We start from the raw sequence: 13552 nt of genomic DNA, 5'->3' as shown, positions 1-13552 counted from the left end.
AATGGTGCAGAATCCCCACCCAATCCGATCCCTTTTCAGTGGTCCACTTCCGGTTCTCCCGGGACGGTGATCTCGATCTCCCGCAGGCGGTCCGGCTCGGCGACGACCTCGACCCGGGTGATCCGGCCGTCGTCGTCGAAGGTGAAGGCCAGGACCACCCACGGCCGGCCGTACGGCGCCATGACCAGACCGAACCGGCCGTCCAGCAGGGCGAGGCCGGTGAACTGGGCGCGGGCCACAGCGGCCATGGCGCCCCGGGCGACCGGCTCTGCGCCGTGGACCGTGATCGGTTCGGGCGAGGGGACGACCCGGGCATCGGCGTGCAGCACCACGTCCGGGGCGAGCAGGGCGACCAGGGCCGCGAAGTCGCCGCCCCGGGTCGCGGCCAGGAAGGCCTCGACGGCCTCTCGGCGACGGCCGGCGTCCGCGGTGGGCGCGGGGGTCCGGCCCCGGACCCGGCGGCGGGCCCGGCTGGCCAGCTGCCGGGTGGCGGCCGGGGTCCTCTCCAGCAGCGGGGCGATGTCGTCGAAGGGCACGGCGAACAGGTCGTGCAGGACGAAGGCGACCCGCTCGGCGGGGGCCAGGGCGTCCAGGACGACGAGCAGAGCGACGCCGACCTCGTCGGCCAGCAGCGCCTCCCGGACCGGGTCGCCCGCCGCGCCGCCTTGGGCCGCGCCCGGATCCCGGTGGTCGAGGGGGTCCTCCCGGCGGTTGCGGCGCGTGCGCAGCTGGTTCAGGCACACCCGGGTCACCACCGTGGTCAGCCAGCCGGTGAGGTTCTCGACCTCGCCGAGGTCGGCCTGCTGGACCCGCAGCCAGGCATCCTGCAGGGCGTCGTCCGCCTCGGCGGCCGAGCCGAGCAGCCGGTACGCCACGGCGGCGAGATGCGGCCGGTCCGCCTCGAACCGTGCCGCAAGCCGTGCGCTGTCCTCTGTGACGCCGTCCACCGTGCCCCCGCCCCTTCCTTCGCACCCGCGCCTCGCGAGCCCCCGGGACACGAAACGCCAACCCGGCGGGAAGATCAACCGCCTTTGCGGTCAGTGGCACACCGGTCGGCCGCTCACCGGTCGGATGCTCACCGGTCGGCCGCCCGCTCCGCCTCGTCGGCCAGTCGTGCCAACTCCGCGACCGGCAGGGAGCCCGCCGGCCGCCCTTCCCGGGCGAACCGGTTGGCGAGGCGCTGCAGCAGTTCGTTCAGCGGGGTCGGTAGGCCGTGCAGACGGCCGATGAGGACGATCTCGCCGTTGAGGTGGTCGGCCTCGATGGTGCCGGTGCCGCGGACGAGGGACTGCCAGGAGGAGCCGCCGCCGCGCGGGGCCCCGTCGAGCGGGACCAGGGTGACCTTGTCCCCGCGTGCCTCCTTCTGCTCCTCGGCGCTCGCGTACGCGATCCCGGCGGCGTCGAGTACAGCTTCCCCCTCGGCCCGCACGCTCGCGTACAGGGCCATGGACTGCTCGTTGTCGATGGGACCGCCGACGGCCTCCAGGGCGTTGCCGAGGTTGCCGAGCAGCTTGGCGTACTGCCAGCGGGCCACGTCCGGCACGACCGGCGCCTCGAAGCGGGCGGCCGCCAGGTCGGCGGCGATGCGCCGGGCGGTGTCGTCGGTGCCGTGCGGATACCGGCCCAGGTGCAGGATGCCGGTGAGCGGGGTGCCGGCGGCGGAGACGACCCCGGGTTCCACGAAGGTCGAGGGCAGCCAGACACAGACGCCGTACACGTGCCGGAAGCGGCGCAGCGCCAGGCGCGGGCCCTCCACGCCGTTCTGCAGGCACACCAGCGCCAACCGCTCTGCCGCCGTCCCGCCGCCCGCGACCGGGACTTCGCCCCAGGTCTCCAGGGCGGCCACGGTGTCCTGTGTCTTCACGGCCAGGACGAGCACGTCGTCGGCGCGCAGTTCGCCCAGCGGGTCCGGTCCGTCGACGGCGGGCAGTCGGTATGTCGACTCGCCCTCCGGTACCCGCAGCTTCAGCCCCCGCTCGGCGAGTGCCGCCAGGTGCCGGCCGCGGGCGACGAGTACGACCTCACGCCCGGCCTGGGCCAGCCGCCCGCCGACGGTGCCGCCGACCGCCCCTGCCCCGATGATGACGTAGCGCATGGGACAGAGCCTCGCACACCGGCCGTCGCGCTCGGTCCGGGGCTCCCGTCACGCTTCCGGAGCGGTCAACTCGACCAGTTTGAGAACGGTGTTCCAGTTGCGGCTGGTGGCGATCACGCCCTTGGTGATCCGCGGCCGGGACAGGGCCTCGCCGAGTTTGGAGCGGCCGAGGCCGTCCGGGGCGTACAGGTACAGACACCGGTCGCCGAGACGGAACTCCTCGGGGAGATGGACGGCGGAGTCGATCTCCGCGAAGCGCTCCGCGGTGACCGGCGCGGAGAAGTAGGTGACGTGCAGCTGCTTTGCCTCCAGTTCGGCGGCCGGGAACGGGCAGGCCTCGGCCACCGCCCGCAGATAGGTGTGGTCGCGCACGATCACGTCGACCGGGAAGCCGAACCGCTCCTCGATCGTCCGGGCCAACTCGGCCGCCAGGAACTCCTCGTCGCCCCGGTCGGTGGTGAAGACGGCCTGCCCGCTCTGCAGATGGGTCCGTACGCCGTCGTGGCCGAGGCCGGTCATGAGCGCGCGCAGATCGGCCATCGGGAGCTTCTTGCTGCCGCCGACGTTGATTCCGCGCAGCAGCGCCGCATAGGTCGTCATCCGGCCAGCCTAGAGCGGCCGCCGTGCCCCGTGGGGGTGGGCACGGCGGCCGTACCCGTGCGTACGCCGGGTTGCGCGAAACTCTGTCCGATCCGGAGGGTGCGGATCAACTCCTGGACGCAGCTGTGACTTGTTCAACAACCTTTCGTAATCACAAAGTGGATCTCTGTCGGCGGATCGGACATCCCTGAGCCCCGCCCCCGAGAACCTGCCGCGACAACCCCGATAGATGTAAGGGGCCATGGTCCTCCCCAGCGGTGACCCGGGCCCGCGGCACTTCACCGGTCAGCACGACGAGACGTCCTTATCCGGCCCATACCGTCGATGTCGAGCAAGTAAAGACGTGGCGGCAGGGGGCCGTCACCGCACACGAGGGGGACATCCCGTCATGGGGAACACGGACGTGCGCGTGCGGGGCCTGGCTGCCCGCGCCGGCGGCTGGAGCGCCCGGCACCGCTGGGCCGCCGTCGGCATATGGGTGTTGTTCGTCGTCCTGGCCATGGGACTCGGCTCCGCGGCCGGCCGGGTCGACGTGGACGAGAGCGACCAGCTCAAGGGCGAGACGCACACCGCCGCACGCATCATCGACGACGCGGGCATCGAGCAGCCGGTCGGGGAGACCGTGCTGATCCAGTCCGAGGACGGCGCCGTGAAGGCCACGAGCGGCGAGTTCCGGGCCGCCGTCACCGACGTCGTCAAGGCCGTCGGCGCCACCGGCAAGGTCATCGACGTGACGTCGCCGTACGACACCCGCACCATCTCCCGGGACGGCCGCAGCGCGCTGGTGCAGTTCGACATGCGCGGCGACGCGGACACCGCCCCCGACCGGGTCGCGCCGGTACTGAAGGCCGTGGCCGGGGTCCAGAAGGACCACGGCTCGCTGCGGATCGCGGAGATCGGCGGCGCCAGCATGAAGAAGCAGTACAACGACGCCTTCGGGAACGACTTCCAGCAGGCCGAGTACTCGGCCGTGCCGGTGGCCCTCGGCATCCTGCTGATCGCCTTCGGCGCACTCGTGGCCGCGCTGCTGCCGGTAGGGCTGGCGATCACCGCGATCATGGCCACGATGGGCCTGATGGGCCTGGTCAGCCATGTGCAGCCGATGAGCAACACCGCCAACTCCGTGATGCTGCTGGTCGGTATGGCCGTCGGCGTCGACTACTGCCTGTTCTACCTGCGCCGCGAGCGTGAGGAGCGGGACGCCGGGCGGGACCCGGCCACCGCGCTCAGGATCGCCGCCGCCACCAGCGGCCGCGCGGTCATCGTCTCCGGTGTCACGGTGTGCGTGGCCATGGCGGGCATGCTGTTCACGGGTCTCGCCACGTTCGAGGCGATGGGCCTGGCCTCGCTGATGGTGGTGGCCGTGGCCATGGTCGGCTCGGTGACGGTGCTGCCCGCGCTGCTGTCGCTGCTGGGCGAGCGGGTCGAGAAGGGCCGGATCCCGTTCCTGGGCCGGCGCCGGAGCCGGCAGGGCGCGCCCGCGGAGAGCCGGTTCTGGACGGCCGTCCTGCGGGGCGTGCTCGCCAGGCCCGTGATCTCCGTCGTCGTCGCGGCCGGTGCGCTGCTCGCAGTGGCCGCGCCCGCGCTGGGCATGAAGACCCAGCAGCTCACGCTGGACCAGGAGTTCGGCGACACGCTGCCGATCGTGCAGACCTACAACCGCATCAACGACGCGTTCCCGGGCGGTTCCGAGCCCGCCCAGGTGGTCGTCAAGGCCAAGGACGTCAACGCGCCCGAGGTGCGGCGGGCGCTGGCCGACTTCAAGCAGCAGGCGATCTCCTCGGGCGCCTCGCGCGGCCCGGTCGACATCAAGGTGCTCGAGGCGCAGAACGTCGCCCTGGTCTCCGTGCCGCTGGTCGGCGGCTCCGACATGGACCAGGCGGTCAAGAGCCTCGACAAGCTGCGCGACGAGGTCCGGCCCGCCACCCTCGGCAAGGTCGAGGGCGTCGAGGCGCCGGTCACCGGTCAGGTCGCGGGCAACAAGGACTTCAACGACCAGCTGCTCGGCTCGGTGGTCCCGGTCTTCGCGTTCGTGGTCGTCTTCGCCTTCCTGCTGATGCTGCTGTCGTTCCGTTCACTGACCGTCGCGATCACGTCGATCCTGCTCAACCTGCTGTCGGTGGGCGCCGCTTACGGCATCCTCGTCGCCGTCTTCCAGCACGGCTGGGGTGCCTCGCTGGTGGGCGCGGAGGGCGTGGGTGCGGTCGTCACCTGGCTGCCGCTGTTCCTCTTCGTCATCCTGTTCGGCCTGTCGATGGACTACCACGTGTTCGTGGTCTCCCGGATCCGCGAGGCACGGATGCGCGGCCGTACGACGAAGGACGCCATCCAGCACGGCGTGGTCACCACGGCCGGTGTCGTCACCAGCGCCGCGGTCATCATGGTCGCCGTGTTCGCGATCTTCGGCACGCTGTCCATGCAGTCCATGAAGCAGATGGGTGTGGGCCTGGCCGCCGCCGTCCTCATCGACGCGACGATCATCCGCGGCGTGCTGCTGCCGGCCGTGATGACACTGCTCGGCGAGCGCAACTGGTATCTGCCGAAGTGGCTGCACCGGCTGCCCGACCTCACCCACGACGAGTCGCCGGAGCCGGTCGCGCCGGCCCCGGTGCGCGGTGAGGACGAGCGACTGACTGTCTGATTCCGCCCGTTGACACAGGGCCCGTTGGTTTCCGGGGGGAACCGACGGGCCCTGTCGCGTCCTCTGGGCCGTCCGGACCATGCAGGGCACGGCACGACGAGTCCGACTACCTCTGACGGCGCAGTTCGGCCTCGATGAGGTCGGCCGCCCGCCGGGTGCCGCCCTCCTCGGCCATGCTCGCCCGGACCTCCTTCAGGCGCCGGGCCACCTCCGGATCGCCGGAGAGGGCGAGGGCGGCTTCGCGGAGGCGGTCGGCGGTGGCCTCCTCGGTGGCCAGGCGACGGGCGACGCCGAGGGACTGGAGCATGTCGGCGTTGCCGAACTGGTCGACGGCCTGCGGTACGGCGATCATCGGCGTGGCGGTCGCCAGCCCCTCCTGGCTGCCGCCCGCACCGGCGTGCGTGACGAACAGGTCGGCCTGTCGCAGCACTGCCAACTGCGGGACCCAGCCGTGCAGTTCGACGTTGGCAGGGAGGTCGCCCAGCTCGGTGGGGTCGACATGCCGGCCGATCTGCACGACCAGATGCCAGCCGGGCAGGTCCGCGAAGGCGCGCACGCACTCGCGGTAGAAGGCGGGCTGCTTGGTGAAGGCCGAACCGAGCGACACCAGGGCCACCTTCTCGGCGCCGGGCCGCTGCCAGGCGCCCTGGTCGGCACGGTCCCCCTGGCAGGCGCCGACGAAGGTGTGCACGCGCTCGTCGACCCGGTCGGCGTTCGGCTGGAGCGCCTTCGGGATCAGGACCAGGGAGCGGGCGGGACGGCCGCCGAACGAGTCCGGGTGCTCGGTGATCCCGTTCTCCGCCAGCCAGGCCTCGAAGCGGGCGTAGTAGGCCTGCCCGCGCTCGGTCTTCTTCGGCTCCGCCCACATGGGCTCGGCGACCTCCTCCTCATACCCCTCCCAGGCGACGAGATTCGGCGAGAGGGAGATCGCGGGGACGCCCCAGCGGTGGGCCAGGACACGGGCCGGGTAGGAGGCGATGTCGTGCAGGACGAGGTCGGGCTCGTCACCGTCGTAGGCCCGGATCAGCTGGGGCAGCGCCTGGATCGCGTCCTCCAGGAAGGGTTCCACGTTGTCCAGCAGAGTGCTCCCCCAGGCCTCCGGGTCGGCGTCGGGCCCGGGCAGCGTGGAGGTGTACGGCACGGGCCGGGCCCCGGTCGCGGCCACCTTCTCCGCGAAGGCGGGCGGAATGGCATACGTCACCCGGTGCCCCCGGGCGACGAGTTCACGGATCACCTCCAGGCTGGGGTTCACATGTCCGTGGGCGGCGATGGAGAACATGGCGATGTGGGCGGGTGCGTTCATGCCGCCGAGGCTAGACGAGACGAGACGTCTCGTTCAATCAAATTACGGCTGAGCGCATGCGCACCACCGGGAGGTCGCTCTCCGTCAGCCACATCGCCTCCGCCACGGCGCGGGAGTCGGCGCCGGAGCGTTGTCAGTGCTTGTCGGTAAGGTCCGGACAACTGTGCAATGGGCGTGCGGATCGGCGACGAGGGGGAGGGCAAGGCGTGCTGAACTGGGCCAATGTGAGCCCGCTTACGGCATCAGGGCATCTTCGGATGCGGCCAGGAGACTTTCAGAAGAGAGCACGTCTCGTGGAGTCACGTGTCATCGGCCCGGTGACCGGCATGCTCGTGGGGGCGAGGACCGCACACATCGGCCTGAGGACCCGGAACGCGTGGAAGTGGGATGATCACGGATGGCGACCGGACGGCTTCTACCACTACCTCGGCAGCTCATACTCCCGGCACAATGACCGCCTTGTTGCGGAGGCAGAACAGGGCAAGCCGATCCATCTCTTCGAGATGGGTGGTCAGGTCTACCGGTACATCGACGAATTCACCCTGGAAGATGTCGACCCTCCGGTGACGCTTCCCGACCACAGTGGGAACCCGGTATGTGTACCGGTGTTCAGGCTTCGCCCGACTGAGGCCGTTGCACACGTGCCCGGCCAGCTTGAAAGTTTCTGCGACCCTGGTGTCATCACTCTCAAGCCCGTCGAGCAAAGCGCCCTCATGGGCAGTAGCGGAGCAGCGCGTCAGAGGCTCCGCCCCGAGAATGAACTGGTTCTCCGTTTCTGTGAGTTCCTGGAATCCCGGGGCCACCCCTCACAACGGATTCAGATTCGGCACACCGCCGACCATGCTCCCATGTTCACCGACATCTGGGTGGACTCCGCCCTCCTCCTCATCGAGGCGAAGGTCCGACCCGAGCGCCGCGAGGTGAGCAACGCGATCGGCCAGATGGCCGACTACACCCGCTTCCTGCCCAACCCGCAGCGCGCCATACTCCTGTCCGGACGACCGGACGGCGATGTGATCGAGCTCGCCCATGCTGAACGATGTGCCGTCATCTGGCCTGCGCAGCACAACGGATGGCAATCCAGCGTCGGATGGCTCGACCACCTCGGCATTCGACTGGCGATGCCGTGACAGCACTGTGCCAGCGCGCAGGCGCTCGCGGGGCATACGCACGTAGGTGCCCGAGCCGGCACGTCCTTCGAGGAGACCGTCGATGATCAGACGGTCCATGGCCCTATGCATGACGTTGCGCCCGACGACGTTGCGGATTCACGGCTGCTCGAAAACCTTCCACACCGGGGCCTCAGGCACAGGAAGGCCCTCGGCGAGTAGCAGCAGCGCGAGATCGGTGGGGCTTCCCGCGGCCGGCGACAGCTCGCGCACGTGGCCCGACCTGTGTGAATGCCAGACTTGCCGAAGACCGGACACGCACGGCACGGGACGAACGGCACGGAGGCGGACGATGGACGAGGCACGGGCGCGGGGCGTACTGGCCGCGGCGAAGGTGCTGCCGGGCCCGGCGCGGGACGCGCGGCTCCTCGCCCTCGGTGAGAACGCGGTGTTCGCCACCGGCGACCTCGTCGTCAAGGTGGGCCGTGACGCCGAACTGCTGGAGCGGGCCCGGCGCGAGCTGGACATCGCCGGCTGGCTGGCCGAGGCGGACGTACCCGCGGTGCGGGCGGCCGAGCCGAAGCCGCTGCTGGTCGAGGGGCACCCGGTGACCGTGTGGCACCGGCTGGCCGAGCCGGTGCGACCGGCCGAGCCCCGGGATCTGGCGCAGCTGCTGCGGATCGTGCACGCGCTCCCCTCGCCCCCCTTCGCACTGCCGCCCCGCGATCTGCTGGGCGGTGTCGAGCGCTGGCTGCGGCTCGCGGGCACCGCGATCGACCCCGAGGACGCGGCCTACCTGCGGGCCCGCCGGGACGGTTTCGCCGCGGCCGCGGCCGCGCTGACGCCCCGTCTGGAGCCCGGGCCGATCCACGGCGACGCGCTGCCCCGCAACGTGCACGTCGGCCCCGACGGCCCGGTCCTGGTCGACCTGGAGACCTTCTCCGCCGACCTGCGCGAGCACGACCTGGTGGTCATGGCCCTCTCCCGCGACCGCTACGGCCTGCCCGCCGAGGCCTACGACTCCTTCACCGAGACCTACGGCTGGGACGTACGGGAGTGGGAGGGCTGCGGGGTGCTCCGCGGGGCTCGTGAGACGGCCAGCTGTGCATGGGTGGCCCAGCACGCGCCGAGCAACCCCAAGGCGCTGGCCGAGTTCGAGCGCCGGGTGGCGTCCCTGCGGGAGGGGGACGAAACGGTGCGGTGGTATCCGTTCTGAGCGCCGGTTGAACCCTGCGCCCCTCAGGGAGTCTCCTCGCCCTGGATCGTTCGCGCTGCCCGCCTCAGTTCCGTCAGGACCGTGCGCACCGCCTTTCTGGCCGTGCGCTCGGGGCGGCACAGGACGTCGATGTGCCGCGTGGCCTCGACGCCGCCGAGCGGCCGGAGGACCAGCGCCGGATGCGGGCGCATGGTCCAGCGCGGCATCAGCGCGATGCCGCCCCCGGCGGCGACGGCCTCGGCGACCACCGCGAACTCGTTGATGCGATGGGCCAGACGGAGCCGTCGGCCGGCCGCCGCGGCGATGGCCTCGATGGTGGCCATGACCGGGAACCCGTCGTGCACGGTGATCCACGGCAGGTCGGCGACATCGCGCGGTGTCACCCGCCGCTTGGCGGCGAGCGGATGCCCGGCGGGCATCGCCACGTCGAGCGGCTCGTGCAGCAGGGTGGTCACGGTCACCGTGCGCGGCCAGGGCGGGGCGTGGTCCAGGCGGTGGGCGAGCACGAGGTCGTAGGTGCGGGTCAGCCGGGGGAAGTCCTCCTGCGGTACGTCCTCGTCGGCGAGCGCCACCGTCGGCGCGCCCGGCCCGGTGAGGCCGCGCAGCAGCAGCGGGAAGAACGCCGCGCCCGCGCTGTGGAACGCCGCCACCGACACCTCGCCGTCCGGCCTGTCGGCGAACTCCTCGACCGCGTGCCGGGCCCGCGCCAGCGCCGACTCCACCTCGACGGCCGCGTCCGCCAGCGCCTGCCCGGCGTCGGTGAGCACCAGGCGCCGCCCCTGCCGTTCGGTGAGCGGCACGGGGATCGAGCGCTGCAGCAGCCGTAGCTGCTGCGAGATCGCCGACGGAGTCACCAGCAGCGCCTCGGCGACCGCGGTGACACTGCCCAGCTCGCCCAGCTCCCGCAGGATCCTCAGCTGCCGTTCGTCCACGCCGCCAGTGTAGGGCGACTATGTAGGCTTGCTAAAAGATCGTTTAAGAAAGTGGCTCTGGGCTTCAGATACTCCTGCGGTGCACCGTGGGCGGGTGACCGACGCACGCCGTACCGACGCGGTACTCCTGCTCGTCGCGCTCGTCTGGGGTTCCAGCTATCTGTCCGCCCAGACGGCCGCGAGCGCCCTGCCCGTCCTCCTCGTCCTGTTCGCGCGCTACACCCTCGCCGCGCTCCCCTGCCTCGGCCTCGTCGCCGCGCGGGACGGTCTGCGCGGGTGGACCCGCGACGAGGTGCGCGTGGGGCTGCCGCTCGGGGTCACCCAGGCCGCCGTCCTGGTCGTGGAGACGTACGGCGTCGCGCACACCACGGCCGCCAACGCGGGTCTGATCATCAGCCTCACCATCGTGCTCACCCCGCTCCTCGACCGCGCCGGGCGCCGAGGCGGTCCGCCTCCCGCCTTCTTCGCCGCGGCCGGTGTGTGTGTCCTGGCCGTCGGTCTGCTCATGTCCGGAAACGGCTTCCACGCGCCTCGGCTCGGGGACCTGCTGATGCTCGCCGCGGCCTGCGTCCGGGCGGTGCACGTGGCCCTCGTGGGCCGGCTCACCGCGGGCCGGGCGATCCGCCCGCTGCACCTGACGACGGTGCAGACCCTGGTCGGCACCGCCCTGTTCCTCGTACCCGCCGCCCGCGATCTTCCGGCGCTGGCCCGAGCCGACGCGGCGACCTGGACCCAGCTGGTCTATCTCGCTCTCTTCTGCAGCGTGTTCGCCTTCCTCGTGCAGACCTGGGCGGTGCAGCGCACGTCCGCCAGCCGGGCCAGTCTGCTGCTCGGCACGGAGCCCGTCTGGGCCGCGGCGGTGGGCATCGCGCTCGGCGGCGAACATCTCACCCCGCTCACCGCCCTGGGTGCGGCCCTGATGGTCACCGGCACCTACTGGGGCCAGGCCGTGGAACGCGCCCACCGGACCGCCGGGGCCGCCCTCGGTCCCGGTACCACCGACACCGCCGGCGCATCCGCGCCCGCCACGCCCCCCGAGAGGACCGGAGAAGAAGCCCCATGCCGGACCACGACACTTACCAGCAGCTGATCTCCCTGCTCGACGCCTCCCGCGTCGACTACCGCCTCATCGACCACGCGCCCGAGGGCGCCACCGAGACCGTCAGCGCGCTGCGCGGCCATCCGGTGAGCGAGGCCGCGAAGTGCATCGTGCTGCGGGTCAAGGTCGACCGCCGCACCACGCGCCACGTCCTCGCGGTGGTCCCCGGGGACCGGCGGGTGGATCTGGACGCCGTACGGACCCTGTACGAGGCTCGATATGCCGGCTTCAGCGACGCCGGGACCGCCGAGCGGCTCGCCCGCTCGGTGCCCGGCACCGTGCTGCCGTTCAGCTTCGATCCCGAACTCGAACTCGTGGCCGATCCGGACGTCGTCGCCCGGCCGCGGCTGTACTTCAACGCCGCCCGGCTCGACCGCTCACTGTGTCTCACCGGCACCGACTACGCGCGGCTCGCCGCCCCGCGGGTGGCCCGCATCGCGAGCCCCGCGCCTGCGTGACCTGCCCGGCTCAGACCTTCTCGTCCGCCACGTCCGCCAACTCCCGCAGCGGCCACACCCCGTCGACCACCGCGTCCGCATCTCCCTTGCGGCGCAGGAACGCCTGGAAGTCCGCCGCCCATTCGGCGTACCACTCAATCTGTCCGCGGTGCAGTTCCGCCGGGCCCAGGGATGCGATCTTCGGGTGGCGGTCGGCTATCGCTGAGGCGAGCCGGGCTGCGGCCAGGGCGTCGGCCGAGGCGTTGTGGGCCGCGTCGAGGACTATGCCGTACTCGGCGCAGACCGCTTCCAGGTTCCGCTTGCCGCGGCGGTAGCGGTCGACCCAGCGGTCGATGGTGTAGGGATCGACGACCGGGGCCGGGGCGCGGCCGCCGAGCCGGTCGCAGAGCGACGGCAGGCCGTACCTGCGCAGCTCCGCCGAGAGCAGGGTGAGGTCGAAGGCCGCGTTGTAGGCGACGACCGGGACACCCGTCTTCCAGTAGGAGACCAGGACGTCCGCGATGGCATCGGCCACCTGGTCGGCGGGGCTGCCTTCGGCGGCCGCGCGTTCGTTGCTGATGCCGTGGACCGCGACCGCGTCGGCCGGGATCTCCACGCCCGGATCCGCCAGCCATTCCCGGCGCCCCAGGGGCTCACCGACCCTGACCTCGATCACCGCGCCGGTGACGATGCGCGCCTCGCGCGGATCGGTCCCGGTCGTCTCCAGGTCGAAGCCGATCAGCAGCTCCCGGTGCCAGCCCATGGGCGGCCCCCCTTCTTGGTGGTGCTTTCCCCCAGTGACTTCCACCATCGCACGCGGCACTGACAATCCGAGGACCGTGTTCCGCTTGCCGGGGTGGACGGGTCAGGACACCGGGCGCGAATCCACCCAGGCCAGCTCGAATTCCTCGCGGTATGTCGGGAAGAGTCCGGTTTCGACCACGTCGTTCGACTTGACCAGCCGGCTGCCGTTGCGCAGCACCAGCACCGGCGACTCCATCCCGCGCGCCCCGCGCAGATAGGACTGCACCACGGCGATGCCGTCGGCGCCGTCGCCGTCCACGAGGTAGGCGGTGAAGCGGGGCGTCTCGTCGTAGACCTGGATCTCGAAGGCACCGGGGTCACGCAGCCGGGACCGCACCCGGCGCATGTGCAGGATGTTCATCTCGACGGACCGGCTCAGTTCGCCCCGTTTCATCCCGAGTTCGCGCTCGCGGCGCTTCACCGCGCTGGAGGCCGGGTTGAGGAAGAGCAGCCGTACCCGGCAGCCGGACTCGGCGAGCCGGACCAGACGGCGCCCGGAGAAGTTCTGCACCAGCAGGTTGAGCCCGATACCGATCGCGTCGAGGCGGCGGGCGCCCCCGAAGATGTCCTCGGCCGGGAACTGGCGCATCAGGCGCACCCGGTCGGGGTGGACGGCGACGACGTCCGCGTACCGGTCGCCGACCAGGTCCTCGACCGCGTCGACGGGCAGCCGGCGCGCGGAGGGCACGTCGCCGCCCGCGCCCAGCGTCTCCAGCAGCCGGGCCGAGGCCCGCTCGGCCTGGTCCAGGACCGCCCCGGACAGGGCCCGGTTGCGGGAGACGACGTTACGGGTCACCTCCAGCTCGTCCAGGGCGAGTTCGAGGTCGCGGCGCTCGTCGAAGTACGGCTCGAAGCAGGGCCAGTGCTGCACCATCAGCTCGCGCAGCTGCGGCAGGGTGAGGAAGCTGAGCACGTTGTCGTCGGCCGGGTCGAGCAGATAGCCCTTGCGGCGGCTGACCTCGCGGACGGCGACCGCCCGCTGCACCCACTCCTGTCCGGCGGGCCCGGCCGCGGCCACCACCCACTCGTCGCCGTGGACGGGCTCGTAGATGGGGCGCAGCACGGCGGCCACGACCGCGCGCAGCCGCTGTTCGACGAGGTTCAGCCAGATGTAGGCCCGGCCCGCCCGCTGGGCGCGGGTGCGCACCTCCAGCCAGGCGTCGGCGTCCCAGTCCAGTTCCGGCCCGATGGACCCCGCCGCGTCCATCGGGCGGGCCAGGGACACCGCGCCGGGCGGGACGTCTGTGGAGTTTCCCTCGTGACCCTCGTCACCAGGGGGCAGCTCCAGCCCTCCCGAGCCCACCCGTGCACCGCCT

General features: G+C 71.7%; 12 protein-coding genes. 5 read left to right on the top strand and 7 right to left on the bottom strand.

Annotated elements, in window-relative coordinates; translation table 11 throughout:
* Nucleotides 1-35: 35 nt before the first annotated feature.
* The 3 genes from ACIRVH_RS01075 to ACIRVH_RS01065 all read right to left on the bottom strand — a co-directional run bounded on the left by ACIRVH_RS01075 (nucleotide 36) and on the right by ACIRVH_RS01065 (nucleotide 2695).
* On the bottom strand, nucleotides 36-947 hold the full coding sequence (locus ACIRVH_RS01075) for a sigma-70 family RNA polymerase sigma factor (protein WP_403947180.1): 912 nt from the start codon (nucleotides 945-947) through the stop codon (nucleotides 36-38).
* Nucleotides 948-1075: 128 nt separating this feature from the next.
* Nucleotides 1076-2095, bottom strand: coding sequence for a ketopantoate reductase family protein (locus tag ACIRVH_RS01070; RefSeq protein WP_403947179.1), 1020 nt, complete (start codon nucleotides 2093-2095; stop codon nucleotides 1076-1078).
* 48 nt (nucleotides 2096-2143) lie between these two features.
* Nucleotides 2144-2695, bottom strand: a complete 552-nt coding sequence (locus ACIRVH_RS01065; RefSeq protein WP_403947178.1) for a DUF1697 domain-containing protein — start codon at nucleotides 2693-2695, stop codon at nucleotides 2144-2146.
* Between the two features lie 388 nt (nucleotides 2696-3083).
* Between ACIRVH_RS01065 and ACIRVH_RS01060 the strand changes: the two genes are divergently transcribed.
* Complete coding sequence (locus tag ACIRVH_RS01060; RefSeq protein ID WP_403947177.1) at nucleotides 3084-5336, top strand: MMPL family transporter; 2253 nt, start codon at nucleotides 3084-3086, stop codon at nucleotides 5334-5336.
* Nucleotides 5337-5442: 106 nt separating this feature from the next.
* Here ACIRVH_RS01060 and mgt read toward each other — a convergent pair whose 3' ends face one another.
* Nucleotides 5443-6639, bottom strand: a complete 1197-nt coding sequence (gene mgt, locus ACIRVH_RS01055) for a macrolide-inactivating glycosyltransferase (protein ID WP_403947176.1) — start codon at nucleotides 6637-6639, stop codon at nucleotides 5443-5445.
* A gap of 317 nt (nucleotides 6640-6956) precedes the next feature.
* Between mgt and ACIRVH_RS01050 the strand changes: the two genes are divergently transcribed.
* Both ACIRVH_RS01050 and ACIRVH_RS01045 read left to right on the top strand, forming a co-directional pair.
* The gene (locus tag ACIRVH_RS01050) at nucleotides 6957-7769 is read left to right on the top strand and encodes a hypothetical protein (protein WP_403947175.1); all 813 of its coding nucleotides are present in this window, start codon (nucleotides 6957-6959) and stop codon (nucleotides 7767-7769) included.
* A 331-nt stretch (nucleotides 7770-8100) separates the two neighbouring features.
* Nucleotides 8101-8964, top strand: coding sequence for a phosphotransferase enzyme family protein (locus tag ACIRVH_RS01045; protein WP_403947174.1), 864 nt, complete (start codon nucleotides 8101-8103; stop codon nucleotides 8962-8964).
* Nucleotides 8965-8987: 23 nt separating this feature from the next.
* On the opposite strand, the gene ACIRVH_RS01040 is transcribed toward ACIRVH_RS01045, so the two are convergent.
* Nucleotides 8988-9896: a LysR family transcriptional regulator gene (locus tag ACIRVH_RS01040; protein ID WP_403947173.1), complete on the bottom strand. Its 909-nt coding sequence runs from the start codon at nucleotides 9894-9896 to the stop codon at nucleotides 8988-8990.
* Between the two features lie 94 nt (nucleotides 9897-9990).
* Between ACIRVH_RS01040 and ACIRVH_RS01035 the strand changes: the two genes are divergently transcribed.
* Together ACIRVH_RS01035 and ACIRVH_RS01030 are read left to right on the top strand one after the other, a co-directional pair.
* Entirely contained in the window at nucleotides 9991-10986 is a 996-nt protein-coding gene (locus ACIRVH_RS01035; protein WP_403947172.1) for a DMT family transporter, read from the top strand.
* Entirely contained in the window at nucleotides 10956-11453 is a 498-nt protein-coding gene (locus tag ACIRVH_RS01030; protein WP_403947171.1) for a YbaK/EbsC family protein, read from the top strand. The genes ACIRVH_RS01035 and ACIRVH_RS01030 overlap by 31 nt, the downstream gene beginning before the upstream one ends.
* Before the next feature lie 10 nt (nucleotides 11454-11463).
* Here the strand turns inward: ACIRVH_RS01030 and ACIRVH_RS01025 are convergent, their stop codons facing one another.
* Nucleotides 11464-12195, bottom strand: coding sequence for a 3'-5' exonuclease (locus ACIRVH_RS01025; protein ID WP_403947170.1), 732 nt, complete (start codon nucleotides 12193-12195; stop codon nucleotides 11464-11466).
* Nucleotides 12196-12297: 102 nt separating this feature from the next.
* The gene (locus ACIRVH_RS01020; RefSeq protein WP_403947785.1) at nucleotides 12298-13539 is read right to left on the bottom strand and encodes an SAV2148 family HEPN domain-containing protein; all 1242 of its coding nucleotides are present in this window, start codon (nucleotides 13537-13539) and stop codon (nucleotides 12298-12300) included.
* Between the last annotated feature and the right edge of the window lie 13 nt (nucleotides 13540-13552).

This window comes from Streptomyces sp. NPDC101165 (assembly GCF_044768135.1).
GTDB lineage: Bacteria > Actinomycetota > Actinomycetes > Streptomycetales > Streptomycetaceae > Streptomyces.
The sequence above is the reverse complement of the archived record's forward strand: the minus strand, read 5'-3'. Positions and strand labels throughout refer to the sequence as shown.